The sequence below is a fragment of the Candidatus Rhabdochlamydia sp. W815 genome (assembly GCF_018642185.1).
GTDB lineage: Bacteria > Chlamydiota > Chlamydiia > Chlamydiales > Rhabdochlamydiaceae > Rhabdochlamydia > Rhabdochlamydia oedothoracis.
The window spans coordinates 1-26,701 of the sequence record NZ_JAAVTY010000007.1 but is presented as its reverse complement, the minus strand read 5'-3'; the positions used below and the strand labels follow the sequence as shown (position 1 = coordinate 26,701).

General features: G+C 35.3%; 25 protein-coding genes, 1 tRNA gene and 2 pseudogenes. 15 read left to right on the top strand and 13 right to left on the bottom strand.

Going from position 1 to position 26,701, the window contains the following annotated elements:
• Window positions 1-113 precede the first annotated feature (113 nt).
• A complete protein-coding gene (locus tag RHOW815_RS01350) occupies window positions 114-2,228 on the bottom strand; it encodes a hypothetical protein (RefSeq protein WP_215216582.1) in 2,115 nt (704 codons plus the stop codon).
• Between the two features lie 4 nt (window positions 2,229-2,232).
• Complete coding sequence (locus RHOW815_RS01345) at window positions 2,233-2,967, bottom strand: adenylate/guanylate cyclase domain-containing protein (protein ID WP_215216581.1); 735 nt, start codon at window positions 2,965-2,967, stop codon at window positions 2,233-2,235.
• A gap of 608 nt (window positions 2,968-3,575) precedes the next feature.
• Between RHOW815_RS01345 and RHOW815_RS01340 the strand changes: the two genes are divergently transcribed.
• Window positions 3,576-5,057, top strand: coding sequence for a ubiquitin carboxyl-terminal hydrolase (locus tag RHOW815_RS01340; protein ID WP_215216580.1), 1,482 nt, complete (start codon window positions 3,576-3,578; stop codon window positions 5,055-5,057).
• Window positions 5,058-5,293: 236 nt separating this feature from the next.
• Here the strand turns inward: RHOW815_RS01340 and glmS are convergent, their stop codons facing one another.
• On the bottom strand, window positions 5,294-7,123 hold the full coding sequence (glmS, locus tag RHOW815_RS01335; RefSeq protein WP_215216579.1) for a glutamine--fructose-6-phosphate transaminase (isomerizing): 1,830 nt from the start codon (window positions 7,121-7,123) through the stop codon (window positions 5,294-5,296).
• A 99-nt stretch (window positions 7,124-7,222) separates the two neighbouring features.
• Here glmS and RHOW815_RS01330 point away from each other — a divergent pair, with 99 nt between their 5' ends.
• The gene (locus RHOW815_RS01330) at window positions 7,223-7,729 is read left to right on the top strand and encodes an acyl-CoA thioesterase (protein WP_215216578.1); all 507 of its coding nucleotides are present in this window, start codon (window positions 7,223-7,225) and stop codon (window positions 7,727-7,729) included.
• Here RHOW815_RS01330 and RHOW815_RS01325 read toward each other — a convergent pair.
• Both RHOW815_RS01325 and RHOW815_RS01320 read right to left on the bottom strand, forming a co-directional pair.
• On the bottom strand, window positions 7,726-8,493 hold the full coding sequence (locus RHOW815_RS01325; RefSeq protein ID WP_215216577.1) for a class I SAM-dependent methyltransferase: 768 nt from the start codon (window positions 8,491-8,493) through the stop codon (window positions 7,726-7,728). The two genes, RHOW815_RS01330 and RHOW815_RS01325, sit on opposite strands and share 4 nt — an antisense overlap.
• Entirely contained in the window at window positions 8,480-9,901 is a 1,422-nt protein-coding gene (locus RHOW815_RS01320) for an amino acid permease (protein ID WP_215216576.1), read from the bottom strand. Before RHOW815_RS01320 ends, RHOW815_RS01325 begins: the two co-directional genes overlap by 14 nt.
• 76 nt (window positions 9,902-9,977) lie before the next feature.
• Here RHOW815_RS01320 and RHOW815_RS01315 point away from each other — a divergent pair, with 76 nt between their 5' ends.
• Complete coding sequence (locus tag RHOW815_RS01315) at window positions 9,978-11,249, top strand: alkaline phosphatase family protein (protein WP_215216575.1); 1,272 nt, start codon at window positions 9,978-9,980, stop codon at window positions 11,247-11,249.
• A 44-nt stretch (window positions 11,250-11,293) separates the two neighbouring features.
• Here the strand turns inward: RHOW815_RS01315 and RHOW815_RS01310 are convergent, their stop codons facing one another.
• Entirely contained in the window at window positions 11,294-13,114 is a 1,821-nt protein-coding gene (locus RHOW815_RS01310; protein ID WP_215216574.1) for a hypothetical protein, read from the bottom strand.
• Window positions 13,115-13,412: 298 nt separating this feature from the next.
• Here RHOW815_RS01310 and RHOW815_RS01305 point away from each other — a divergent pair, with 298 nt between their 5' ends.
• The 3 genes from RHOW815_RS01305 to RHOW815_RS08815 all read left to right on the top strand — a co-directional run bounded on the left by RHOW815_RS01305 (window position 13,413) and on the right by RHOW815_RS08815 (window position 14,606).
• A complete protein-coding gene (locus tag RHOW815_RS01305) occupies window positions 13,413-14,030 on the top strand; it encodes a hypothetical protein (RefSeq protein WP_215216573.1) in 618 nt (205 codons plus the stop codon).
• A 268-nt stretch (window positions 14,031-14,298) separates the two neighbouring features.
• On the top strand, window positions 14,299-14,475 hold the full coding sequence (locus RHOW815_RS08960) for a helix-turn-helix domain-containing protein (protein WP_215216583.1): 177 nt from the start codon (window positions 14,299-14,301) through the stop codon (window positions 14,473-14,475).
• Window positions 14,472-14,606, top strand: a complete 135-nt coding sequence (locus tag RHOW815_RS08815; RefSeq protein WP_256439896.1) for a hypothetical protein — start codon at window positions 14,472-14,474, stop codon at window positions 14,604-14,606. Before RHOW815_RS08960 ends, RHOW815_RS08815 begins: the two co-directional genes overlap by 4 nt.
• Here the strand turns inward: RHOW815_RS08815 and RHOW815_RS08810 are convergent.
• Both RHOW815_RS08810 and RHOW815_RS01295 read right to left on the bottom strand, forming a co-directional pair.
• Window positions 14,603-14,731, bottom strand: a complete 129-nt coding sequence (locus RHOW815_RS08810) for a hypothetical protein (RefSeq protein WP_256439895.1) — start codon at window positions 14,729-14,731, stop codon at window positions 14,603-14,605. The two genes, RHOW815_RS08815 and RHOW815_RS08810, sit on opposite strands and share 4 nt — an antisense overlap.
• Window positions 14,732-14,886: 155 nt before the next feature.
• A tRNA-Leu gene (locus tag RHOW815_RS01295) sits at window positions 14,887-14,967 on the bottom strand.
• A gap of 114 nt (window positions 14,968-15,081) precedes the next feature.
• Here RHOW815_RS01295 and RHOW815_RS01290 point away from each other — a divergent pair.
• The 3 genes from RHOW815_RS01290 to RHOW815_RS01280 are packed head-to-tail and all read left to right on the top strand — an operon-like array spanning window position 15,082 to window position 18,317.
• Window positions 15,082-16,695 (top strand): diphosphate--fructose-6-phosphate 1-phosphotransferase, encoded by a 1,614-nt coding sequence (locus RHOW815_RS01290; RefSeq protein WP_215216572.1) that lies wholly within the window; start codon window positions 15,082-15,084, stop codon window positions 16,693-16,695.
• Between the two features lies 1 nt (window position 16,696).
• Window positions 16,697-17,674 (top strand): MBL fold metallo-hydrolase, encoded by a 978-nt coding sequence (locus RHOW815_RS01285; RefSeq protein ID WP_215216571.1) that lies wholly within the window; start codon window positions 16,697-16,699, stop codon window positions 17,672-17,674.
• A 7-nt stretch (window positions 17,675-17,681) separates the two neighbouring features.
• Window positions 17,682-18,317 (top strand): methyltransferase domain-containing protein, encoded by a 636-nt coding sequence (locus RHOW815_RS01280; RefSeq protein WP_215216570.1) that lies wholly within the window; start codon window positions 17,682-17,684, stop codon window positions 18,315-18,317.
• Between the two features lie 306 nt (window positions 18,318-18,623).
• Here the strand turns inward: RHOW815_RS01280 and RHOW815_RS01275 are convergent, their stop codons facing one another.
• Together RHOW815_RS01275 and RHOW815_RS01270 are read right to left on the bottom strand one after the other, a co-directional pair.
• The gene (locus RHOW815_RS01275) at window positions 18,624-19,895 is read right to left on the bottom strand and encodes a replication-associated recombination protein A (protein ID WP_215216569.1); all 1,272 of its coding nucleotides are present in this window, start codon (window positions 19,893-19,895) and stop codon (window positions 18,624-18,626) included.
• Window positions 19,896-19,960: 65 nt separating this feature from the next.
• Complete coding sequence (locus RHOW815_RS01270; RefSeq protein WP_215216568.1) at window positions 19,961-21,373, bottom strand: amino acid permease; 1,413 nt, start codon at window positions 21,371-21,373, stop codon at window positions 19,961-19,963.
• A gap of 583 nt (window positions 21,374-21,956) precedes the next feature.
• Between RHOW815_RS01270 and RHOW815_RS01265 the strand changes: the two genes are divergently transcribed.
• From RHOW815_RS01265 to RHOW815_RS01250, 4 genes are all read left to right on the top strand, one after another.
• On the top strand, window positions 21,957-22,499 hold the full coding sequence (locus RHOW815_RS01265; protein ID WP_215216567.1) for a peptidylprolyl isomerase: 543 nt from the start codon (window positions 21,957-21,959) through the stop codon (window positions 22,497-22,499).
• A 110-nt stretch (window positions 22,500-22,609) separates the two neighbouring features.
• On the top strand, window positions 22,610-22,810 hold the full coding sequence (locus tag RHOW815_RS01260; protein WP_215216566.1) for a hypothetical protein: 201 nt from the start codon (window positions 22,610-22,612) through the stop codon (window positions 22,808-22,810).
• Window positions 22,811-23,232: 422 nt separating this feature from the next.
• Window positions 23,233-23,436 carry a hypothetical protein gene (locus RHOW815_RS01255; RefSeq protein WP_215216565.1) on the top strand — a complete coding sequence of 68 codons (204 nt, stop codon included), beginning with the start codon at window positions 23,233-23,235 and terminating at the stop codon, window positions 23,434-23,436.
• A 321-nt stretch (window positions 23,437-23,757) separates the two neighbouring features.
• The gene (locus RHOW815_RS01250) at window positions 23,758-23,922 is read left to right on the top strand and encodes a hypothetical protein (protein WP_215216564.1); all 165 of its coding nucleotides are present in this window, start codon (window positions 23,758-23,760) and stop codon (window positions 23,920-23,922) included.
• Between the two features lie 56 nt (window positions 23,923-23,978).
• Here the strand turns inward: RHOW815_RS01250 and RHOW815_RS01245 are convergent, their stop codons facing one another.
• Entirely contained in the window at window positions 23,979-24,578 is a 600-nt protein-coding gene (locus RHOW815_RS01245; RefSeq protein ID WP_215216563.1) for a nitroreductase family protein, read from the bottom strand.
• Window positions 24,579-24,623: 45 nt separating this feature from the next.
• On the opposite strand from RHOW815_RS01245, the pseudogene RHOW815_RS08445 reads away from it, so the two are divergent.
• Window positions 24,624-24,826: pseudogene (locus tag RHOW815_RS08445) on the top strand (hypothetical protein); the annotation flags it as partial.
• On the opposite strand, the gene RHOW815_RS01240 reads toward RHOW815_RS08445, so the two are convergent.
• The gene (locus RHOW815_RS01240; protein ID WP_215216562.1) at window positions 24,794-25,123 is read right to left on the bottom strand and encodes a TMEM14 family protein; all 330 of its coding nucleotides are present in this window, start codon (window positions 25,121-25,123) and stop codon (window positions 24,794-24,796) included. The pseudogene RHOW815_RS08445 and the gene RHOW815_RS01240 sit on opposite strands and share 33 nt — an antisense overlap.
• 163 nt (window positions 25,124-25,286) lie before the next feature.
• On the opposite strand from RHOW815_RS01240, the gene RHOW815_RS01235 reads away from it, so the two are divergent.
• Window positions 25,287-26,237 carry an L-threonylcarbamoyladenylate synthase gene (locus RHOW815_RS01235; RefSeq protein ID WP_215216561.1) on the top strand — a complete coding sequence of 317 codons (951 nt, stop codon included), beginning with the start codon at window positions 25,287-25,289 and terminating at the stop codon, window positions 26,235-26,237.
• Window positions 26,238-26,299: 62 nt separating this feature from the next.
• Here RHOW815_RS01235 and RHOW815_RS01230 read toward each other — a convergent pair.
• A pseudogene (locus RHOW815_RS01230) lies at window positions 26,300-26,572 on the bottom strand (transposase); the annotation flags it as partial.
• Window positions 26,573-26,701: the final 129 nt, after the last annotated feature.

Genomic DNA, 26,701 nt, shown 5'->3' with positions numbered 1-26,701 from the left:
TTAATCCTTGCTTGCTCATGTCATCTGTCTTTAGTTAAAAAATAAAAAGATCTGGTATCATAGCGAAAATTTATATTCAATTCAAGATAGGTTCATGGAGCTTAAATAACTCCTTAACGCATCACTTTTAGTAGTTGTTCTAATGGTTTATCATCCGGCTTAAACCTTTTGCTATTTTTATCTTTTGCAAATGAGATTCTCTGTTCCCAAGGAAAAGGGTGTTTAGCTGGAGGGATTGGAGTTTTCTGCAAAGATTTACATAGAGGAAAAAGGATATTCAATGGGTTTTTATTTTGCTGACAAATGAATAACGCTGCAATTTTGGCAGCGGCTTTTTTTAAATTGATTTGTGGATTTTCTAAACTACCTTCTAATGTAAGAGCTAAAACGTAATCATCAGGAAGATTAGGGATTTGAAAGGCTTTGGTTAACGTGGAAGCAGGTAGACCAACTTTCATTTTAAGTGAGTGATCTTTTATTTTTCCCCAAATGGCTATTTCGTATATATCAGCTAATAATAGCTCTACTCTTTCCACTGTAATTAGAGATTTGTCTATGTGCATTGTAATAGGTGCTATCCAAAGATTGCATGTAATAGTTGCATCAAATTGATGGATTTTTAGTAAATTAAACAAAGAAGAAGTGAAATTTTGCTTATGGCAAAGTACTTTGCCCATTTCTATTTCTAGACTGGGAATAACCCACTGCATAGAGAGAAATGGATAGGAAAAAGAGAGGGTTTCTCCAGCTGCAATCTTGATAGAAATAGGATTTTTAGGTTGTAAACTAGGAAAAATTTCTTGTAATACGTAAACACCCGCTTCTTTACTTAGTTGACAATAGAGGGGTTTATCTAATGTAATTGCTTCTTTTTGTAACTGCCCTTGTAAAGAAAAAGAAGAGTAAGGAGAGAGCACTTCAACAGATAGGGGGCCATTTCTAGCAAGTAACTTTGCATGTAAAGTGAGATCTATGCTAGGACCCCATAGTCTTTGCAAAGATATTTGAGGAAATATTCCTTCGATTAAGTAGGTAGGTAGTTCTGAAGCTCTTATCTCTGCATGTAAAGTCTCTATTTGTTTTTCCCAGGATATATCTGAAGAAAACCATCCCTGTTTTTTAGCAGAAATAACAGCTTGTATTTGAGAAGAAATACGTTCTTCTGAAACCTTTGCCTGGATTTGCAAGGAGGAGATATGAGAAACTCCCAATGGGGAAGCTAAGAGTAATTTTTCACTTGTCAGTTCAGTATGAAAAACTAGAGAAGATTGATTAAGCGAAGGGAAAAATCCTTTAGCTTTTGTATTTAAGGATAATTGATGAATCATACCGTGAAATACACTCGGTTCTGCAAGAGTTAATGCAGGTAGCTTCATTAGAGATTTAATAAAAGCATAATCACCTTGTGTAAGGGTAAAAGATATAGGGATAGAAGAGGCTGTCAATTGCTCTTTCTTTTTATCCCAATGAGCTAGGCCTTGTGTTTTTACTAAAGGGCTCGATAGGTCAAAAGTATAAAGCTGTTCTTTTACATCCAATTTAAGATCAAATACATCGCCTAGTAAAGATCTTACGGGGAAATCTTGAGTAAAAAGATGTAAAAATTCGGTAGATAGATTTGTGCAAGTCGCTTTAAGAGTCAAGGGTAAGGGGTGTGTTTTTTTAGAAACAAGAAAACTGCCTTGCAGATGAATAGAGCCTTTACTTTGATTTTGTAGACTGTTAGCTAGTAGAATTAAATGACCTAAACCTTGCTGCCTGGTCCATTTAAGATCGATATGATCGAATTGCATAGCAGGGCAATCTAAGGGAACAATCTTAAAAGAGCCATTTGTTATTCGTAAAGCTTGAATACAGTTAAAGAGATCAAAAGAATTCTTTGGTTTTGTATGACTTTGAAGAGAGGCAGAAGAAGCCTGTGATTTTTCTTCCCAGAATAGTTTAGGTTCCCTAACTTCTATTTTAAGCTTATACAATAACAGAAGGGAAATAAGAGAGTTATCTATGGTAACTTCAGGACTGCTAAACCAATGCTGGTTCTGTTTGATGATTTCAAGTTGTAGGATTTTTTGTCTGCCAAACCAGCTTAAATGAAGTTTGGTTAATTGGATTTTTTTTCCCAAAAAAGAAATAAGCAATTGCGTTCCTAATTGGGTAGATAAGAAATTAGGTAGAAAAAGCAAAAAAATGATAAAAGCCAGGAGTATTTCATAACATATTTTTCGCATAGGACTAGTTTTTTTCTATTGCATAGACTCTAATGGGCTCTTGTCTGCCAGGCAGTGTAATAGGACCTAGGCTTTCAGCAGGAAATTCTTCTTTTATAGCTTGGTAGGTATCTTCACTAATTAAAATGGATCTTTTAGTAAATTTTGTCATTTGTTCTAATCTAGAGGCGATGTTTACGGTATCTCCAATCGCTGTATATTCCATTCGTTTCTCAGAACCCACATTGCCTACAATAGCAAAGCCTGTATGAATGCCGATGCCTATTTGAATAGCTGGCTGTTTCCATGTTGTATTGAGTTTTTCCAGTGCTTTTTGCATAGCAATAGCTGCTGTAACGGCATTCTTTTCTTGGATTTCATCATCTAAAGGAGCTCCAAACTCCACCATTAATCCATCCCCAATAAATTTATCCAAAGTGCCTTTATGTTCAAAAATAATATCCAACATAACCTTAAAATACTCGTTGAGTAAGGCTACAACCTGCTCGGGGGGCAGACTCTCTGATAGATGGGTAAATTGACGAATATCAGAAAAAAGCACCGTGATTTTCCTTCTCTCTCCTTCTAAATTGGTGGGTTTACTAGAGGATAAAATCTTTTGCAGGACGTGGTCTGATACATATCTTGAAAAGTTTACCTTTAGACGCTCTCTTTCTTGCAGAAGAACACCAAACCCAAAAATTAAATAAACTATAGAAGTAATTACAAAGGCAAAATAGAGCTTTGTACGGTAATTCATAGCATCTCTTAATAAGAGCATCTTAAATGCAATGTAAGCGCTTATTCATTTTTTGACAATTCTTTGGTTTTTAAAAATTAGTATTTATAATACTTAAAAAAGTTTATGTTGTTATTAATAAGTTGGAATATTATTTGGTTTATTCGGTAGTCCTAAACATGTGATGCTCGCAACTGACAGTTATATAGGCTCCATTTTAAATAAACCCTGAGATTATATGTGTACCCAAAGATTTTTTAAATCTTAAGCATTAGATTTCTAAAATGATTAAAATTTTAAAAGATATTTGTCATGAAATACGATTGTTTATAAATTCTTAATTTGAAATCAAACTAGTATACACGGCAATTCAAATCTATAGGCTAATTCCAAAAATATACGCTAGGGGGTGGGAATGTAGGATCTTAACGAAAATTTATATTCAATTCAAGATAGGTTCATGATTAAGATTTAATTAAAAAACAATTTATTAGATCTTAACTATAAATATAAGACAATCTTGTTGTTATTGATTTAAATTCAAATTAATTGAATTTTTATTCTGTTTATTGTATAATATAGTAATAATAAACTAAATAAAATGTGATAATATGGCTGAAGCCCATTCTATGAGCTCTGTAAGATCTTACTATACAGCACAGTCTTCTTTTTATTCTGCAGCTGAGTTGAGTCCTTTTATCAACTTAAATGGAAAGTCCTATCATCTTACGGTGTATCATAAAAAAACAGGCTCAGAGTGGGAAGAGATTACTCACAGCTATTTAGAGCAGTCAAAAGATATCAATTTGCAAGAAATGCTTCAAAAACACATCAAACTTTCACATAAAGACATTGAAATAACAACTTCTGTCGATTTAAAAGAAGGCTTTATTTGTAAAGCTAAAGATACAGACGGAATTATGAGAAAGGTAGCAGGCTTTAGTTTAACAGAATCTCAACATTCTAAGATTTTTGCAGTTCTTAAAAAAATAAAAACTCCCAAATATATGGTAAATAGCTCTTCGTTACTAGATTCTTCATTTATTAAAATCTCGCTAGAGGAAGTCAAAGCAGAAAGGGTAAACGACTATTTAAAACAAGTAAATGTGAACAACAAACCAGTAGGTTTTAAAAATAAATTGAATAATTGTGGATTTAATTCTTGTTTGCAAATGATCATAAATGAACCAGCACTGCTCCATATTTATACTACAGTTGCTAGCCACTATGCTAAAAGCACAAAAGCAAAGGATCAAGAATGTGGAAATAGGATGCTTTCTGTTCTAGATTCCTATGATCAGGCAATTGAAGAACAAAAATCTATTCCAGAAGAAGTGTCTAATAAGCTGCGTTTGGCAATGAATTATTTAAGTCCTAAGGAAATTAAATTAGATCATTACATCCAAGAAGACGCAAGTGAGATTTTAACAATTCTTTTTGCTAAAAACGATGAGATTCTTAAAAAGCAAAATTTAACAAATACCTCTTCAATAAACTATAAATTCGAAAAAGTGACCCACCACCTCAAAGTTCTTACAGAAACACCGAATAAAGATTGTTCATTTTTAAATCCAGATAATATATATAGAGAAGAGGGGACTAGTTATGGTATTAGCATTAATTTTGATTCAGAGCAAAAGGATTTTACGTTAAGATCGCTTCTAAAAAAATACTTTTGCAATAAGGATGTCATAGGTTCAGAAATGCGTCGATACATGGTAGATGGAAATGATACCTGGGTATCTCCAGTTAAAGAAGAAATAGAATTTAGTACACTACCTAAAGATTTATTCATTAATTTTGCACGATTTAAGCCAGATTGGACTAAGCTTACCAATCCTATTGAAATTCCTGAACAACTAGATGCAAAACTACTTAAAATTAAAAATGCTCCTTCTGGATCCTATGAGTTGAGCTCCTTTATTGTTCATTTAGGAGACTCTCTAAATAATGGTCATTATATGGCATATAGAAAAGTCCAAGATCAATGGATGCAATGTAATGATGGAAGCGTTTCTCTTGTTAGCAAAAAGCAGGCGCTAGAAGATGCAAAAGACAGCTACATTTGCTTTTATAGGTTAAAAACCTCAGTTTTGGGTTTTAGTCAATAAATAATCCCCAATTACTCTACACAAGAAATATTTCTAAGTTAATAATTATAAACAACTAATACTATATGTATCTATCTATAAGTCACCTGTTTCTTTGTATTTCATTTTCATAAAACCAGTGTATTTTTTCTTATTCGATTCAATCCTTATAGCTTTTAGGATTTTCACCGAGAAAAATCCGTTTATCTACTTGAAAAACAAAGAGATAAACCCAACATTGAGGTTAAAAGAGCTGCCTATTCCACAGTTACCGATTTAGCAAGATTACGTGGCTGATCGATATCAGTGCCTTTTTCCAGTGCTATAGAATAGGCAAAAAGCTGGGTAGCTACTGAATAGAGAATACAAGAGAGTGGATCTGGCGAGGAAGGAAGCCAGATCACCTGATTGGTAATCAAAGAAACATCTAAACAGCTTTTAGGAGCAAATGCTAAAATAGGTGCATTTCGGGCTTGAATTTCCATTAAATTACTCAACATTTTTTTTATGGTGTGTTTGTTACCGCATAAGGCAATGACAGCTAAAGAGGGGTCAACAAGGGCAATGGGACCGTGTTTCATCTCTCCTGCTGGATAGGCCTGTGCATTGATATAGCTAATTTCTTTGAGCTTCAAAGCAGCTTCTAAGCTGGTGGGATACATATAGCTGCGTCCTAAAAAGAAGAAATGTTTTAGGTGTGCATATTGTTTAGCAAAATAGGAGATGGTGTCTTTTTGTTGCAAGATGGTCTCTATATGTTTAGGAATAGCCTCTATTTCATGGATCCAATACTGCCCTGTTTTTATATCCATTTGTCGCAATCTTGCCATTTGAAGACTAAATAAAAAAAGAACGATGAGTTGATTGATAAAGGCTTTTGTTGAGCAGACACTAATTTCTGCTCCTGCCTTTAAAAACAATGTGGAGTCTGCTTCCCTTACTAGGGTGGAATGAGCTACATTGCAAATTCCTAAAACCTTTGCCCCCATTTTTTTCACTTCTCTAACAGCGGCTAGGGTGTCTAGGGTTTCTCCTGACTGACTAATTGCGATCACTAATGTTTCTTTAGAGAGGATGGGATGGCTATAGCGAAATTCTGAAGCAATATGAGCTTGAGTGGGGATTCGCGCTTTTTCTTGAAAAAAAGCAGCAGCAAGTAATCCTGCATGCCAAGAAGAGCCACAAGCAATAATTAAGATTTGACGCACTTCTATTAAATCTTCTGTTGTAAAGAGAAGCTCTTCAAAAAAAACAGTCCCTTGCACATGTAAAAGCCGGTTGTGAAAAGCTTGTTGAATCGTTTTATGTTGCTCAAAGATTTCTTTGAGCATGAAATGGGGATAGCCATTTTTAGAAACAAGTGTTTTTTCTATTTCAAAATACTCTGTTGGCTTGTTAATTTGTGTATGTGTGTTATCGAATACTTGGATTTTTTGAGAAGAAATACAGGCTATTTCCTTGCTATGCAAGAACATTATCTCTAAATCTGGTTCACAAAAAGCATTTACATCTGAGGATATAAAAACCTCCTCATGAGCACAACCGATAGCAATGGAGTTCTGATAGGCAGCTACAATGATTTGATCTGGATGATCTTTATGAATGATAGCAAGAGCCCAAAAGCCTTTAAGCAAAGAAGTAGCATCTTTTACCGCGGCGAGTAAATCATTTCGGTAAAAATGAGAGATAAGCTGCGCTATCACCTCTGTATCTGTGTCTGAGTAAAAGTGCCTGCCTTTTTCTTGCAGCATAGAGCGAAGAGCAAAATGGTTTTCAATGATGCCGTTATGCACCACAGCTAAGGACTGGGTTTGATCAAAATGAGGGTGGGCGTTTTCCTCTGTTGGTTTACCATGAGTAGCCCAACGAGTATGAGCAATAGCAAGATGTAGTTGATGATTTTGACACCGCTCAATTACCTGTTCTAAAGCGCTTAGCTTACCTACAGCTTTGTAGGTGATTAACATCCCTTTTTCCACGCCAGCCACTCCTGCAGAATCATACCCACGGTACTCGAGTTGTTTTAATCCTTTTAAGCAGGTTTTTGCAGGATTACGCGGACCAATATATGCAAATATACCACACATAATCATTCTCTTTTTTTGTTTTCAAACTTAAGGTTAGCAGATTAGAGTACTTTCTAAAAGCGGATTCGATATACTAAGCATAAGTAAAGGGGGGGGGGTATGTCTTTTGTTCCTAAAAAAGTTTCTGAATCTGCTATTAATGATCAAACCTATAAAGTGTTTCCCAACGATCTTAATTCTAATGATACTGTATTCGGTGGGTTAGTGATGTCTATTTTAGACCGTGTTGCTTCAGTAGTAGCAGAAAGACACAGTGAGCGTACCTGCGTAACAGCATCGGTTGATTCTATGCATTTTTTAGGACCAGCTCGTAGAGGAGATATTTTGGTCTTCAAGGCAGCAATTAATCGTAGTTGGAGAACCTCTATGGAAATTGGCGTAAAAGTAGTAGCTGAGCAATATACTACAGGACGTAGTAAGCACATTTTATCTGCCTATTTTACTTTTGTAGCACTAGATGACGCAGGAGCTCCTGTAGAGGTTCCACAAGTGCTCCCAGAAAGCGCCTTGGAAAAAAGACGTTATCAGGAAGCGGATGATCGCAGACAAAGACGTAAAAAAGAAAAAAAAGAACGAGAGAAAAAACGTCAAGAGATGAACTTTTAAATCTTACGTGCAATAAGGGTCATAAAGAGAGGAAACTCTTTGCGTGAACGATTTTCCATACTAGCCATTTTTCCTTGACTTTTCTTATTCGAGCACCACTCTTGAATGAGATCTATCACAAAGCCAGCGTCTTTTAAAAGAGCGCTATAAGTAGATAGTGGGTAATGAAATGACCAGATTGTTTCAGATTGGTTTTTAAGGCTAGGGTGTGTTTGGATAGGGATTTTCAAAGGAGTCATATAACAGTCCATTCGGCGATACTGTAGTTTTTTTGCTAGATCTATGCCCCAACTCGATTGTCTAGGGATGCGAAAACTTGGGTGGTTTAAAACTAAAATTAGCGGGGCATTTTTTTTAAGATGCTTCCAGGCGCTTTGAAGTAATGAGTTAACAGAGGATATATTTTGCAATGCGAGAATACAACATGCATGGCTGCACAGGATTTTTGGGATAGATAAATCATGGGTAAAATCATGCACAAAAAATCGATGATTGCTGGATGCATTTTTTTGAGCGGATTGAATCAAAGAAGGAGAAGCATCGATTCCGATGTATTTCATTTGTCTAGGTAAATGACGAGCTAATACTCCTTGTCCACAGGCAAGATCTAATAAGAATCCATCGGGATCCGGATATTGTTCTAGCAGAGCTAAAATCCCAGGAATAATGATTTCTTGATGATAGTAATGTCCTTCAATGCTAACTAACTTATCATACCAAGCGGAAGAGGATTCCCACGAAGTGTCTTGCTTATTCTTTTTCATGAGATAAAAGACGTTTCCAATGTGGTTTTTGAAAAAAAAGTATTAAAGAAGGAGCAAAGCAACCAGCTAACACACCTACAATTAAAAAGCCCTCGTAAAATAAAAAACTACCCGTTTCTAATTGAGAAGGAGGAACAAAGCCAATTGCTATAGCAAAAAAAGAACTTAAGATTCCTAAACCTGAAATGAGCCAAATGCCTAATTTTCTGCCAGGGACTAAATAAGAGCGTTCGATATGAGGTTTAGTATAGCGCAGTTTAATAGCAGAGGCAAATAACAAGATATACATGATCAGGTATAACTGAGCTACGATCACAGTCAGAATCCAAAAGGCACTGCTCACACTGGGCATACAGACAAATACAAGTGATAGAAAGGTGACAATAATAGCTTGTAAAATAAGCAAGTTGATAGGGACCGCTTTTCGATTCACTAAGCGAAATATAGGAGGTAAATCCCCTAATTTTGCTGCAGCTAATAGGCCTTTGGTTGGCCCTACAATCCACGTGCTCATAGATCCAAAGGCTCCAATGGCAACGAGCGCTGCAATATAGGGTGTAAGCCAGTTTAAATGATATCTGTCAAAAAAATATACAAAAGCCTGCATAGAGCCCGCAACTAGACTTATTTCTTTTTGTGGAACAACGCTTGCAATAGATAATACGCCTAAAACCGACATGCTCAAAATGATAACCACAGAGAATAGAATCGCCCTTGGATAATTTCTTTGTGGGTTTTTCACATCTCTAGCATGGGCTGCAGACATCTCTATTCCGCAAAAAGACAGAATGACCCCTGTAAAAAATACCATGCTATCAATAGAGGTGATATTTGGGATTAAATGCTGTAAATCTAAAACAATCCCTAAAGGATTCCCTTGAAAGAACCAGAAAAGACCAAGGCCGATAATAAAGATTCCAGGAATGAAAGATCCAAGCATTACACTAATAGTGCTAATTAAGCTCGAGGCTTGCATGCCCATTAAATTTAATAAAGTAGCTGACCAGAAGGAAATAAGAACCACAGCTAAGGTATACATATTATTACCAGCTAGTTCTGGTTTAAAAAGATAAGCTAATGTAGCTGCGATAAACGAAAGAATAGTAGGATACCAGATCACATTTTCAATCCATTGAAGCCAGATAGCTAAAAATCCTATTTTTGCACCAAAAGCTTCTTTTACCCATACAAATACTCCCCCTGTTTGAGGCCAGCCGGTAGCAAGTTCCGCAGATACAAGCGATAAGGGTAAAAAAAAGACCAAAGCTGCTAATAAAAGATAAAAAATAGATGCAAAACCATATTCTGCTGTAATGGGCCAGTTTTTCACACTCCCAATAGCAGCTAAATTAATCATAGCTAAAGCAAAAACGCTAATACAACGCTTTGGAGAAAAATTTTTCTTCATAATCAGATTTCTTATATTAAAAGGAATATATATTATCTAAAAAATAGAATAAAGTACAGTTATTAGGAGATTTTTTTTGATTAATCAAGAATCTTTAGATGCATTGAAATTAGCCCAATACACTTCTTGTTTTAAGAAGCCTCTTTATCAAGGTTATGCATTCTCTCAATTTCCTCAAACCATTATGCGTTTGCTATCTAAGCAGCCTAAAGGAGGCTTGCCAAAATCTGCAATAGCAGATAGCTATGGAGACTATGATGGTGTGGTGCTTTTTCTTATCGATGGTTTTGGATGGGAATTTTTTGAAAAATATTTACCCTCTTGTCCTTTTCTAAAACGAGTGGTAGAAGAGGGAGTGGTTTCTAAGATCTCTTCTCAATTCCCATCTACAACAGCGGCTCATGTAACTACAATACACACTGGCCTAAATGTGGGAGAGACAGGAATTTATGAATGGTTTTACTACGAGCCCCTTATAGAGAAAATCATTACTCCTTTGCTTTTTTCTTATGCGGGAGATAAATCTGCTAATCAGTTAATTCCAAAGTACGATCCCAAACAGATTTTTCCCTTTAAGACATTTTATCAAAAATTGCTTACCCAGAATATTGCGAGTTATGTATTCCAAAGCGATAAGATTGCTCATTCCTCTTATTCTAAGGCTTTATGTGAAGCAGCAACGATGGTTCCTTACGTAACATTTTCTTCTGCTTTAAACTCATTAGTAGATCTATGTTGCAATCCTAAACAAACTCCTTTTTATTGTTTTATCTACCTTGCAGATATCGATTCAATGGGACATCGACATGGTATTACATCCGATTTTTTCTCTAATGCTGTATTGAATTGTTGGAATCTTATTGAAACGAACTTTTGGACACCCCTTCGCAAGTCTGGAAAGCGTATTGCGACTTTATTTACAGCGGATCATGGAATGAGCCCTGTAGATCCCGATAAAACAATTTATTTAAATCGGTTTGTTCCTTCTATTCTTCTTGCCATGAAAAAAGACAGCCAAGGCAGGATATTAGCTCCTGCTGGTTCTTGTAGAGATTTATTTTTACATGTCCAAGAGGAAAAACTGTTAGAAACCGCAAGCTTTTTAGAAAAAAAGTTAAAAGGCATAGCTGATGTTGTTTTGACCAAAAAAATGGTGAAAGAAAAATTTTTTGGTGGAGCTTCAGAAAGATTGCAACAAAGATTAGCCAATCTAGTGATTCTACCTTATTTTAGCGAAGCTGTTTGGTGGTTTGAAAAAAATCGTTTTGAACAACATTTTTTTGCAGCTCATGGGGGATTAACTCCCCAAGAAATGGAATCTATCTGTCTCTTTTTGCCACATAGATAGAAAAAAAAGCCTTATTTCTAAAAAAAATAAGGCTTTTTTTTCTTTTATTTTTTTAAAGAAACCCAAGTTTTCTTATTTCCTCTTGTTTTATTAATTAATTCATGAGGGTTATTTGCATCGATAACAGATCCAGATCTTTGTAAAATTACAACATCTTTAATATGCCATTCTTTCAATTCTCCGTCTTGTACAAATAAGCAGGGTCCATTTTTAAGAACTACAATATTTTCGAGATAATCTATCGATAGTATGGTGTATGTATTCTTATTTGAGCTCTTACAAATGAAATTGGCTCGTACGGATTTTTTATGATTAGTAAGAGTGTAATCGAGTTTTTCTCCACGCATGGTGTATTTAGAGAAGATATTGGTATTATCGATAGTAATGGGATCCTGTTCTTTCCAATCTTTTACAAGATTAATATCGGCCGGCCGGATTTTCCATGTTGTTGTATAGGGCTCTGCATATTCTCCATCTTCTGATAATTCTGTGTGTTGTATTTCCATTAACCCTTCAGCTTTGTTAAAATAAAGTAACTGATTTTCGATAGTGCTTTCAGTCTTAGAGCTTGTTAAAAGGTTAGATATATTGGCTTTTTGGCTATTTATAATATATTCATATTGCGGATAAATTAAAGAATTTTCTTCTTCACAGCTATTTAATAATGCTTGAATTTTATCTAGTGAGCTTAATTCTACTTTATCGATATTTTCCTCTTGAAGCGAGTTTTGTCTTATAAAATTGCAGGAAAAATTATGGAGCTCTTCTAATTGATCTCTTAAAAAAGCTTTCTCTTCTTTGGATAAAAATTCTTTTTTTGAATTATAAATCATATAAATGGTATTCAAGCAGCGCTTAATCTGATCAAGTTGAATATCTAATTTAAGCCTACTCTCTTCACCTAGCCCTTCCCTAGGTTCATGTTGAGAACAAATTGCTAAAGATTTATAAAGTTGGATGAATTGATTTTCTAAAATTTCTTTGCTAACTTCTTCTAAGCTCTCATCATAGGGTATTTCTACATCTCTATGATGGGATATAAGACTTTGTAATAGTTCAGATTGATGGATTGTATTTATCTCATCTAAACAATCCCAAATTTGATTAAATTGATTATCTAATTCTACCTTTGTTGGGGAGGACTCGTCTGGGAAAGGTTTAGATGTTGCATCTGTGTCTTTCTTAACAAGATACAGGGTTTCATTGCTTAATGCAGTTGTATTACTTGAAATGGATGAATCTTCTGCTAGAAAGCTTTGAGAAAAGACGAGAAGTTCTTTTAATTGATGGCTTAAAAAAAGTTGATCGCTTTTTGATAGAGCTTTCTCTTTATAAAGGTCATGAACTCTATTTACGCACTTGCAAATTTCCGCGAATTGTATTTTTAATACGACTTGAAGATTTTCATCTAGCTCTTCTTTAAATTGATACTTTGAAAGTGCTTCCAAGTCATCATAAAAGTCGATGAATTGAACAAGTATATCGTGTGTTAAATCTTGTTGAGATTTGCTTGCATCGTATGGAATAGGATTTTCAAGGTTTTCTTGATGTTGTAATAGAGCTCTTTGTAATAATTCAGATGGATAGATTTTATTTATTTTCTCCAAACGGTGCCAAATGTGATAGAATTGGTTGCTTAATTCAACTGATGGATCAAAGTTTGGATCCTGATCCTGACTCGTTATCTCAGGATACTTCCGATCATGTTCCTCGTTTGCCCAATAGGTATCGGATGCTTTGCTTATTTCGTGGTCTGGAACCACAACAAAACTATCATTACTACTGGCATCTGAGCCTGTAGCAGTTGCTACTGCAGTTAAGCAAATATTAATAGATAAGAGCAGTTGTGTGTATTTTTTTGGCATAAAGCACCCATATTTCGATGATTGGAAAAATTATTTCTCATTTTTCTTAAGAAAGTAATTTGTCAAACTAGCAAATTGTTCTTTTCGCGCAAATAAAAAAGCTCTATTTTTTTTATTTTTTTATTTTAATTAGTATTTTTTACAATTAAAAACATATTAATTTATACAATCTAGTTAATTGACAAATTAAAAATATAAATATATTATTAAGTTAACGGAGCTTGAGCTAAAGACTCATATAAAAGCTTTCCGTAAACAATTTTATAGTAAACATGTCTTAATATAAGGAAGGTGTCACATGTCAACTAAGCAATTAGGTGGCCAATCCACTTCAAGAACCAAACAATTAGGAAGTCCTAAGATAAATAAACAGTTAAATGTTCGAGATACTTCAAATAAAGAGCTTGAAATCCCAACAAGCATCCCTGTCATCTCTTCTATTGCTGAAGAGAAAATAGATAAGCCTCAAACTGTTAATTCTAAGCAGGATTTGAGTAATCGCTTTGAGTTTTATGTTGGTAAAGAACGAATGACATTGCGCAATGAAGATTTGCAAAGAATTAGAGAATTACAAGATTCTAACGATCAATTACAACGCCAAGTTGCCATGCAAAAACAAGAGCTATTCCAGGTAGCAGATAGCCTTAAGTTATCGGCTGAAATTGAACAAGCTATGTGCATGATTGCGCGCAATGCTGGAGAGGTGTTAAGCCTTTATTCAGATAATGAATCACGTTTACGTCGTATTAGTGCATTGGAAAACAAGAACATTAATTTACAACAAGATATGTCAGATTTGCTTGGTAAGGTTGCTACTTGCCATGAGATGCATCAAAAAACACAGTTTGCAAAAGAGTATTTTCTTAAAAAAGCAGAATATGATAGAAATACAGCGGAGATTCAGAGACTAAAATAGAAAACCCTTTTCAAGACATGTATGCTATAAGAACCTCAATTGAGGTTCTTAAGTTTCTATCTTTGAAGAAATTTATGAGTTAAAGCAACTTTTTCGCAAAGTTATAGGCATTTAAAAAATTATATTTTCAAGTTTGAAGTGCACAGAAGAATTAAAAAAAGAATAGGCAGGCGATGAAAGGAGCTCTATTGTGATTTTTAACAATCAAACACAAAAAGAGACCTTGCCTAAAGGCTACCATCACCTAACCTATGACTAAAGATTTCAGATTTATATTTTACAAGCTAGAGGAGATACATCTAGCTCAGTAGCAACCATTCTAAAAGTTCATCATAGCACTATTAGTAGGGAGCTTAAGAGAAATAAAGGACAACGAGGATACCGTCATCAGCAAGCTCAAGAAAAAGCATTTCTTAGAAAAAATTCTCAGCCCAATAAAAAATGATTCCTCGAATAGTTACCAGTATTGAAGAAAAAATCAAGTTGCAATGGAGCCCTATACAGATATCCGGATGGTTTAAAAGACATGGTAAAGAACATGTTAGTCATGAGACCATCTATAATCTCACATCTTAAGGGAGGATAGCTTTATAGAGAGCTCCTTTCATCGAGGGAAAAAATATTATACTAAATAACAGACCTAGAAAGGCTCTTAACTTCGAAACTCCAATAGAAGCGTTTAGGAGATTATCTACAAACATGCTATGCTCGGGTGCACAATAGATGTTTTTTTAAGTATTTATATGTTCTTTTTCGTGCACTTCGAGGTTGAAAGGGCCCTTTAGGGACTAAACACGAAAACCATTTAAGATGATAAAAGACGCGCTTGCCTTTCGGGAAGGCGTCCTGAGGGGTATGCCCAGAATAGGACTCGAACCTACATGCCGTGAGGCACCAGAACCTAAATCTGGCGTGTCTGCCATTCCACCATCTGGGCAAAGAAGTAATTTAGAGAAAATAAGCTCTTTTCGTCAACTGATTTTTAAATAGTTGTTATTTTAACCTTTTTAAGCTCATACTTAAGCGAAAAAAAAGCAAAAGAGCGATCCTTATGTTGCCTGAAAACCCTTTACGTAAAGCTCGTGAAAAATATCTTCCTATATTGCCTAGTGTATTGCAACAAATAGATAACGTTGAATGGGTAAAAGATAAAAATACTTCTTTAGAAAATGAAGAAATTCGTGCGCTTTTTCCCTTGACATTTGGCCAACCTATTTTAAAACTTCAAAAAAACAGGAACAACAAAAATCGTTTATTGCGGGTCGGAGTTGTATTCTCCGGTGGACAGGCTGCTGGAGGGCATAATGTCATCACAGGTCTTTTGGATGCTCTAATTTTACTGACTCCAGAATCAAGACTGTTTGGCTTTTTAGAAGGCCCTGAAGGGATTATAAAAGGTAAATATAAGGAATTGACCAAAGAGCTGGTTCAATCGTATCGGAACCAGGGAGGATTTGATTTAATCGGATCGGGAAGGACTAAAATAGAGACCTTAGAGCATTTAGCCTTTGCTTTACATACAGTTGAATTCATGGAATTAGATGGTTTGGTTATCGTTGGAGGGGATGATTCCAACACCAATGCCGCTATTTTGTCAGAGTATTTTATAAGCAAAAACTCTCAAACAGTGGTAATTGGGGTCCCAAAAACAATTGATGGGGACTTAAAAAATACCTACGTTGCTACCTCCTTTGGGTTTGATACGGCCTGTAAAACTTTTTCAGAGGCTATTGGTAACATTACCAGGGATTGTCTATCGGCTAAAAAATACTACCACTTTATTAAACTAATGGGGCGTTCTGCTTCGCATATTGCTTTAGAATGCGGCTTAAGCACGCATCCAAATATGGTATTAATTGCAGAGGAAATTGCAGAGAGCAAAAAAACTTTGCAACAAATTACGCATCAAATAGCAGATTTAGTCTGTGAACGTGCAGAGATAGGAAAAAATTTTGGAGTGATTCTCATTCCGGAAGGATTAATAGAGTTCATTCCAGAAATCGGTGTTTTGATTCAAGAGTTAAATCACTTATTAGCAGATTTTTCTATAGATAATAAAGAGATTGTTGGCAGACTGACTGAAGATTCTCAGAAATCTTTTATCTCTTTACCGGAGAGAATTCAACAGCAACTTCTTTTAAATAGAGACCCTCATGGTAATGTGCAAGTCTCTTTTATTGAGACAGAAAAATTATTGATAGAAACAGTTACCCAAGAATTAAAAAGACGACTAAAAGACGGCAAATATAGGGGTGCTTTTTCTGCTTTACATCATTTTTTAGGTTATGAAGGAAGAGCTGGATTTCCGTCTAATTTTGATTGTAATTATTGTTATTCCTTGGGATATGCAGCAGCTTTATTAATTACCCATAATGCAACAGGGTATATGTGTTGTATAACAGGATTAACGCAAAATCCTATAGATTGGCAGGTGTTAGGAATTCCGCTCACTTCCCTGATGAACTTAGAATGGCGCAAAGGCAAAAAAAAGCCGGTGATAAAAAAAGCTCTGGTGGATCTTTGCTCCAAGTCTTTTGCCTTTTATAAGCAACATAGAAATGCGTGGAGGTTAAATGACCATTACTTATACCCAGGACCTATACAGTTTTTCGGAGAAAAACAACTAACCGACACAACCTCTTATTCCTTATCCATTGATGTATAATATGTATAAGCAAAAAAAATTCACTAACCCTCATGAAAAAAATATTCGTCCTGATCTCAAAGATATATTATTATGGAAGTTAGGGTATTGCGATGATGAAAAGCTAGGAAATTGCGCTTTCTTTAATCCTCCTATTTATCAAAGACAAGCGAGCTTTAGTAATCTTTTTGCGGTTTGGATTAACCACAGCACTTTTCTTATTGAAATAGATGGCCTGCGGATTTTAACCGACCCTATTTGGAGCAAACGTTGTTCTCCTTTATCTTTTCTAGGACCTAAGCGTCGCCATCCTCCCAGCATTTCTTTTGATCAACTCCCGATAATTCACTTAATTCTCATTAGCCACAATCACTATGATCATTTAGATAAGGCCACAGTATTGGTTTTAGCTAAGCACTTTCCACAAGCTACTTGGATGGTACCTCAGCGCGTAAAAACTTGGTTTGATGCCCAAGAGATTTTTCCGGTGTATCAATGTCAATGGTGGCAAGAAAGAGTGCTTGGTTTCTCTAATAGGGATTCTAAACGAGTAAAAATTACTGCTGTACCCACACAACATTTTTCAGGTAGGAAGCATTGGTCTTTAAACGATACTCTATGGGTAGGCTGGGTTTTGGAATTCTATGATAAAGATCAGTTGGTTAAAAGAATCTACTTTGTAGGGGATACAGGGTATAATCCGGTTGACTTTAAGAAAATTGGAAAACGTTTTTCTCCCATAGATCTATCATTGATTCCCATTGGATCTTATTCCCCTCGTTCCTTTATGAGACCTGTTCATATTAATCCCGAAGAAGCTGTGATGATCCACAAAAAGGTTGGTTCCAAATTAAGCATTGGGATGCATTGGAAAACATTTTGTCTATCTGATGAACCGATGAATCGTCCGCCTTATGATTTATACGTGAGTTTAAAAAAGCATCAAATAGACCATTCTTCTTTTCTTACCCTACCTCCTGGATATGCGATCAATTTTTAGCCTTTTTATGGTTTATCTACGTTCCAAGATCTATTTTCTTCAGGAAGAAAAAAGGGTATTTCAATTATTTTACAGCTGTGAGTTGTTTCAAAAGTGCGACCTTGCTCTTAAAAAGAAGTATCGCTTCCTCAATCCCTTTACTATTTCAAAAAGATTCTTAAAAAAAAGAGAGGGGGAAGAAATAGATATTTATGGAGAAATCCCTTTAACATCGCTTTTAGTTATTGCTAAAGAATGTGAAATAGCACCCTACGATCATGTATTTGAACTGGGTTGTGGTAGAGGAAGAGCAGCTTTTTTCTTACGTAGTGTGTTGCTCTGTAGCGTTACTGCAGTGGATTTTATTCCTTTTTTCGTGTTAAACGCACAAAAAATTGTAGAAGCGCTTAATATAAAACGCTTAACATTTATATGCGATGATATTCAACATGTAGCTTTAAACCAAGCTACGTGTATTTATCTTTATGGAACATGTTTATCGGATAATGTGATTACACAGCTATGTGCATCCTTGCCTGCAAAAATCAAAATTATTACACTCAGCTACTCTTTAAAGGATTATCATAAAGGGTTTAAGACAATCAAACAGTTTACTGTTCCTGTGCCATGGGGAAAAATTGAAGTATTCTTAAATCAGAAGTAGTATAGCTTTTGTTTCTTTTATATAAAAAACTATAATTAGATCTTTTAAATTAATAAAAATGTTGTTAAATTAAAATTAACAAAGATAATTAATTAATGTCTTTTTTATAAAGAGGGCTTCCTTGGCACCTATGTTCTGAAATAAGAACTTTTTCAACCAAGATTCTCGGGTTAACAGGTCATCGACTAGATGGCAAAGACCATAAGTATAAGTGTCATTCACTACTTACCATCCACCCAGTCTGAGAAAACAGGCTCTCTTGACCTTCCCTTTTTCATTCTACTTATGAAGATAAGTAAATGGCTTCTAAGAGGGAGGGTTTTTTTTTCGAAGCTGTTCAAAATAGCTTACCCGTTTTTGCATCTCTCTTTCAAAACCATAAGGCTTAGGTTGATAAAACTTGCATCTTATCAACTCCTGCGGAAAATAATTTTGCCCTGAAAAAGCAAAAGGCAGATCATGATCGTATTGATAGCCTTCTCCATGTCCTAATTCAGAATCGAGTTTTGTAACAGAATTGATAAGAAAAGCAGGCGGTGGGAGGTGAGAGGTTGCTTTAGCTTGTTCTTTAGCTTGGTTAAAAGCGACATAAAGTGCATTGCTTTTAGGGCTTAGCGCTAAATAAACAGCGGCTTGAGCTAAAGCTAGCTCTGCTTCTGCGGCCCCAAGCTGTGCAAATGCTTCCCAAGCGTGCAGGGAAAGTCCAAGCGCTTGTGGGTCAGCAAGGCCTATGTCTTCTACAGCCATACGAATAAGTCGACGGGCTAAAAACTGCGGATCTTCTCCTGCATTTAGCATGCGGGCAAGCCAATAGAGAGCTGCATCAGGATCAGAGCCCCGAATGGATTTGTGCAATGCAGAAATTAACTGATAGTGTTGATCTGATTGTCTATCATACAAAGGAGATTTTTTTTGCAGTAATAAAAGCAGATCTTCTTCCTCAAGTATCTGCTTTTTTATGAGAAGGGGTTCTAGATTTTCAATCAGGTTAATCAGGTGTCGCCCATCTCCTTGAGCTGCTGTAATTAGAATTTCTTTTGCTTTTGGACTAAGTGAAAGTTTTGTGTATTTTTCTTCATATCTATTGATGATCTTATGTAAAGAAGAAGAATTTAAAGAATACAGCTGAAGCACTCTAAACCGAGATAAAAGAGCGTTATTTAAAGCAAAGGAAGGGTTTTCTGTAGTTGCTCCAATGAGTATAAATAAACCCGCTTCTAAGTAAGGGAGGAATAAGTCTTGCTGAGCCTTATTCCATCGATGGATTTCATCTACAAAAAGAATGGTTATCTGTTTTTGTAACAGGGGATGAATTTGCATATCTTGAATGATATTTTTCACATCAGACGTTGCGTGAGAAACAGCGCTCATAGAAATAAAACGTGCATCGAATGCTTTAGAATAAGCAAGGGCGAGAGTGGTTTTTCCCGAACCGGGAGGTCCCCAAAGCAGTAAGGAAACCGGTTTTTTTTGTGAAAGGGTGGTTTTTATCAATCCCTTTTCTGATAAAAGGTGCTCTTGGCCTGCGATTTCATCTAATTGAGTGGGGCGTAAACGCTCTGCAAGGGGAATTATCATAATTTTCTCTATATTTTTACCTAATTATAGATAAAAGCTTACATATTCAGATACAAAGCTGTTTTTTAATGCTTTTTTTTCACCCAACTAGGTTTACGGCGTGCATAAATCAAAAAAGGTATTCCACACATAAATATAAGACCGCTTAATAAGAAAGTGCAATAAACCCAAGGATTTCCTGTGTTTAATTGAGCTGGTGGAACAAATGCTAGAATAATTACAAATAAAGAAGTAAGAATTCCTAAAGAGCCAAATAACCAAATCCCTTTATTTTTAAAAGGAGCTTTATAAGCTCTAGGAACATGCGGCTTAGAATAACGAAGGATAATGGCCGAGAGAAACATTAAAATATACATGATTAAATAGCTTTGAGCACTTAAGGCGGTAAGAATCCAAAAAGCGCCGCTTACATTAGGCATATATAAAAAAATAAATCCTACTATAGAAACAATCATTGCCTGGAATAATAATAATCGAGTAGGAACGTTGCGTTTATTTACCTTTTGAAAAAAAAGAGGTAAATTTCCATGTGTAGATGTAGTATATAAGCCTTTAACAGGTCCAATTAACCAAGAATTAACCTCAGCTATAGCTCCAATTACTAATAGAAAAGCCAAAATGGGTAAAATCCAAGTTAACTGGTAGTATTGAAAAAAGATCGCGCACGCATCCATTAAACCAGAAACAAAGCTAATATTTGTTTTAGGGATCACAGCTCCAATGGCAAGAGAGCCTAATATAAATAAGCTGAAGGTGATAATGGCGGCTAATACAATAGCTATGGGATAATTTTTTCTAGGGTTTTTTACATCAGAGGCATAGCCAGCAGAAACCTCTAAACCTGCAAATGCAAGAAACAATCCTGCCAAGAAAACTAAGTCGCTAATGCCCTTAAATTCTGGAATTAAAGCATTCCAACTTAATTCCATTTGCACGGGACGCTCTCCTAGAATCCAGATCATACCTAATGAAATGATTAATATTCCTGGAGCAATAGTTCCTGCAATTACTCCAATAGTACTAAACCAACTTGAAGTTTTAATTCCAAAATAGTTGAAAAAAGTCATTCCCCAAAATCCCAGTAAAATCACAGATAAGATAAAAAATTTATTTTGAGAGAGATTAGGAGAGATTAAATAGGCTAAAGTACCAGCTACAAAAGATAAAATGACAGGGTACCAAGCAACATTATGTATCCACTGCATCCAAATAGCAAAAAAACCCCAACGATCGCCTAGGGCTTCTCTAACCCAAATATAAACGCCTCCTGATTTTGGCCAGCCAGTAGCTAATTCAGCGGAGATTAAAGCACAAGGAATGAGAAAAAAAAGAGCAACAACAAGGAAAAAGAAAATAGCGCTTAATCCAAACTCAGCAACTAAGGGCAAATTACGTAAGCTTGCCATAATGGATACGTTTAACATTGCAAGTACAAATACGCTTAAGACCCGTCTAGATTTATCAGAAGAGCTTTTCATTATTACTCCTTAATTTTTTTTCAATAGGTAATTTACATTATTAGCTAAATAGTTAAAAACTAAAATCATTTTGTTTCATTATTTCTTAATGTTTTAATAATTAAATTGTTATGTTTATTTGTGTTTTTTTATAGCAAGAGCGGGTTTTCATTTTAATAAAAAAATGGTAATTAATAATTAAGAGCTATGAAAAACAAACGTGTTTTCATTTTAAGTTGTACTTTTAGGTTGTATTGTAGCTTTTAATATAACCGCTTTAAACCCATATGGAGAAATCATGAAAGAGCATAACAAACCAAATCATCATCACCATCAGCCAAACAAACCTCATTGTCCTCCGAAACAAAATCCTTGTGATCCTTGTAAGCCAAATAATCCACATCACAAACCTGGCTGCGGTTGTTAACAACCCTCTATTTTGAGTTGAGCGAATCTTAAAGCTCAACTCATCTTAAAAACTCTTCAATCTCAAGATATAAAACATGATAATAATCTATTGAACTTTTATAATGTTTTTTAGTTTAAGAAAAAATTCGTTCATTTAGTATATCAACAATCGTATCTTTTTGACCAAGAGGCATTAATGAGTAAATTTCTGCTATATTTATACATGGTTCTATGTACTATATCTATTATTAGGGCGCAAGAAAAGAATAAAGAATATTCTCAAATAGCTGCTTTTGAAGCAAAAGAAGATGGAATAATTATTCATACTTCTAAGGGAAATATAACCTGTCGCCTCTATCATAAAGAGGCTCCTGTTTCCGCGGGGTTCTTTATAGAATTAGCAAAAGGTGGTTTCTATAATGGTTTAACTTTTTATCGCATTGTGCCTAAATATGTTGTAGAAGCCGGTGATCCTGATGGACGCGATTTTAGAATTGCTGCAGAAATAGGACAATCTCATCAAAGAGGCGCTTTAGCTTGGCTTAGGCTTCCTAATTATCAAAATCCTGAGAAGTTATCTAGTGGTTCTCAGTTCTATATTACCTTAGAAAACCTTTCTAACTTGGACCAAGAATATTCTGTTTTTGGACAAATAACTGATGGAATGGATATTTTGGATCTCCTTGAAGAAGGAGATGTAATTAAAAACATGGAAGTCTTTTCTCTAGATGAGAACTAAAAACATAAGAAAAATCTATAATTAATGATTTTTTTTAATATTAAATAGTTAACCTACATTCCTACAGGGCCAACGCATGAAGATTTTGCTTGATAATTGAGAGATAAAAAATGATTCTGGCTCCTTCTAATGATACCTATGAGAGGTTTTTTGCCTTTTTAAATCCTCATTCGTTCCGTACATGTTTTATGCAGTGGACTCAGTCCATAGCTCAGGCATTTGGAGGAGACAGTATTGCCATTGACGGCAAGACATTATGCGGTTCTGGTAATAAGACAATAGATCCTATCCATATGGTATTTTGCTTCTGAGCAAAGTCTTGTGTTAGGACATCTTAAATTTAGAGTGTGGATGCGAGAAACTGTTCGAGACATATCTAGAGATATGTTATTACATAACCAGTCTGCTCGATATAGATAAATTTGCTAAGAGCGTACGGAAACACTGGGGAATAGAAAATGGCCTTCATTTATCTCTAGATGTTATTTTTGAAGAGGATAAACATCGCTATCAAGATAAAATAGGCGCTGCAAATCTGTCTTTGCTAAGGAAAGTCACACTTGCGGTATTAGCCGTGGAAAACCCGCTAGGCAAATGCGAGCTGCTACGTCTCCTACATACAGAGACCCTTTAGTCAAAAATTGCTTTTAATGGTCGGTCAACTGGTGCTCTCGATAATATTGCAGAGTATGGTGCAAGCAAATTATTTTCTGAAGTAGCTTTTGGGATCGCTTTGGATAATCATTTATTGGATGGAATACATCACATAGACACGACAGGTTTATTGGTTCATGGAGCCTATGCGGTTGACGATGATCCCAAAATTATAGAGGTTACACATGGATTTTCCAAGGACTACAGGCCAGATTTGAAGCAGGTCGTTTTATCGTTGATTGTAAATGGGCCGAGTTCTATTCCTTTGTGGATAGATCCTTAGCAACATTAATGCAATTCGAAAGAAAGTCATTTGCTTGTTTGGAGAAACGGCAATTCAAATCTATGGGCTAATTCCAAAAAAGTGCCCTAGGGGGGTGGGAATGTAGGAGTTAAGTAAAGTTTTTTTGTTTAACTATTTTAAAAAAAATCACTTTAAAAACCCTTTCTGAAAGGTTTTTCTTTTTTTTATTTTCTAATTGAAGTCAACTATTTTTAAATTTTTTTTATTTTTATTTCTTTTTTATGTATATTAATAATTATAGGGTATAAAAGATTGTTATGAGTTAGTTTTACAATCGTAATACCTAAATTTGGAGGATATATGGTTAGAAAACGGACAACTAAAAAAGCTGGTACTAGAAAAACAGCTAAAAGAACAGCTAGAAAAGCTGGTACTAGAAAAACAACAGCTAAAAGAACTATTAGAAAAACAGCTCGTAAGACAGCTCGTCGAACTACTAGAAGAACTACGGCTCGCCGCAAGTAAGCACTGGTTGTTTTTTCAGTTATCGAGCAAGCTTAAATAATCTTGCTCGATTTTTGTTAAGAGAATTTGCCTTCTTGTGCAATTTCTGAAATGGGCTTTCTTGTACTAGGTTTTTCTTTTTGTTGCAATTCTTCTGAAAGTAAGGTGAAAGGAGCTCTTTTTCCAATAGCAACAAGTTCTTCTACTTGATAGTTATCCGGAATATTTAAGGATACTTGAGCTTGTTCATAGTCAAAACCTTCCATGCCATGTACAACCAATCCGCGCCAAGCTCCTTCTAATGCCATGCACATCCAAGCAGCACCTGTGTCAAAACTATGTGTGCGACATGGTTTACGATTATGTTTAAAATACTTATCAGAAATCATTAAAAGCAGTACGGAAGCATTTTTTGTCCAAGATTGATTGAAGGGGATCATTAGGTCAAAAAATAAAGACCAATCTGGATGATTTCTTTTAGCGTATAAAAAGCGCCAAGGTTGATTGTTATAGGAAGAAGGAGCCCATCTAACTGCTTCAAATAAGGGAAATAGTTCCTCATCTGTAATTTCTTCTGCTGTCATCGATCTAGGAGACCAGCGGTTAAGAATCAGCCCATGAATAGGATATTCTGCTTTTCTAATCTTTTGGACCTCTTCTTCAAAAGGATGACGCATGACGATACTCCTGTGTAAGATCATTATAAATATATTATTTTTTTTAAGCAGTTAAAAGAGCATTTATTTAATTTTTTAAATGCCTATAACTTTGCGAAAAGCTTGTAAAGCTCTAAAGGGATTGACACCAATTGAGCATATTATCAATAAGTTGGCAAAAAAAACCAAAAATTTTTAGAATTAACCCACTCCATCACACTTTGGGACTAAACATCTTAGCGAGCTTTAACCGTTTTGCGAATTTTTAAAGCAACAACGATTAATACGATTAAACTTAAAAGACTCATCATTCCAGCAGGGAAAAAATGCAGGCTTTTTGCAAAGCGATGAGTAAAAAAGGCATCTAGGGTAAATATGAAGGCTAAAGCTATGTATTGTGCCAGCAATTTACCTCGAGCAATTGCATAAGAGAGCAGGAGCAATACAGACCCACATAATAATCCGGAGATAAGAGAAGCTGTACTAGAGGCTTTCCAGTGACCGACTAGCCCTCCAATCAAAATTAATAAGCCATATATACTTAAAATCGATGCAGTGATTTTCATAAGTTATCTCCTTCTCTAATGAAAAAAGAGTATACGAAATGGATTAATTTGCGCGCTACCTTGTTAATAAATATTTACTAATAATAATTAGAAAAAAATACAGGATTGCTTTCTTGATTTTGTTCACTAAATGAGATAAAATAAGGTAAATTTTTTTATTTCCATGAAAACAAAAATACTAACCTCTAATCAGTTACATAAAGCAGCAATGCTTCTTTATCACGGACAGCTTGTAGCTATTCCTACAGAAACGGTCTATGGTCTGGCTGCTCTTATTTCTTCTGAATCAGCGCTCTCTTCTATTTTTGCAGTTAAAAAAAGACCTATGGACAATCCGCTTATTGTACACATTGCAAGTCTTAAGCAAATAGATCAGATAGCCCTGCCTCCTTCTAAATTATTTCTTCAATTAGCAGAAGCGTTCTTTCCAGGACCTTTAACAATGATCATTCCACGTCACCGCGATTTATCACCTTTGATTTCAGCGGGATTAGACTCTGTTGCTATTCGTATGCCGTCTCATCCGATGACAATAGATCTTATACACATGTTGAAAGCTCCTATTGTAGCTCCTTCTGCCAACCTCTCAGGTAGACCTAGTGCAACCACTGTGCAGCATGTATTAGATGATTTTGATCGGAAAATACCTGCTATTGTTGATGGAGGAAAAACCACTCTTGGAGTTGAATCGACTGTAATTAGCCTGCTATCTAATCCACCTGTGATTTTACGCCCTGGAAGTATTACAAAACAAGAGATTGAGAATGTATTAGGTATAACTATAGATGTACAAATATCTCTGCAAAAAGGCCCCGTCTATTCTCCTGGGCTGAAGTATCGGCATTATGCCCCCTGCATTCCTGTTAAACTCTTTTACAAGAAAGAACAGATAGATTCCTATTGTAAAAAAGCAGCTTCTAATAAACGGATGTTACTTTCTACATCCTCTCTTTTTATAGCAAACTGTGACTATTATAAACTGAGCACACAAGATCTATATGCATGTTTTCGTCATGCAGAGAAAAATGGCTATAGCGAAATTTTAATTTTTTGCGATTCTATGGCCCAAAGTAATGTAGCCTTGATGAACCGTTTAACAAAAGCTTCAGATTAAGCATTCACCAGTTAATTTAAAACCAAATTGGTTTAAGAATTCCATCTTATCTAAGAGCCTGTTTAAAATCTTTTCAAAAGTAGAGCAATAAAAGCAAGAACCACCATATTCAGGCTTGTATGTAGTTTTCTTTTGCAATTTTTCCATAGCCTGCGACATTTTTCTATCCACGCAAAAGAACGCTCTACAACCCATCTTTTGGGAATAACTGTAAAAGTATGAAGTGTATTTCTTTTGGGTATTTCTAATATACATCCTAATATCTCCTGCACACTCTTTGCAAATTTTTCTCCAGAATATCCTACATCTGCTAAAACATTTTTTACACCGAACAAATGGTTTTTATGTAGTGAAAATGCTTCTATGTTCCGATTCAATCGCATAGAAAAATATAGGATTAACGACAAGTTTCAAGTCGTTGACTTGAACCCCATTAAGCTAGCTGTTTGAATTGGCACTACTAT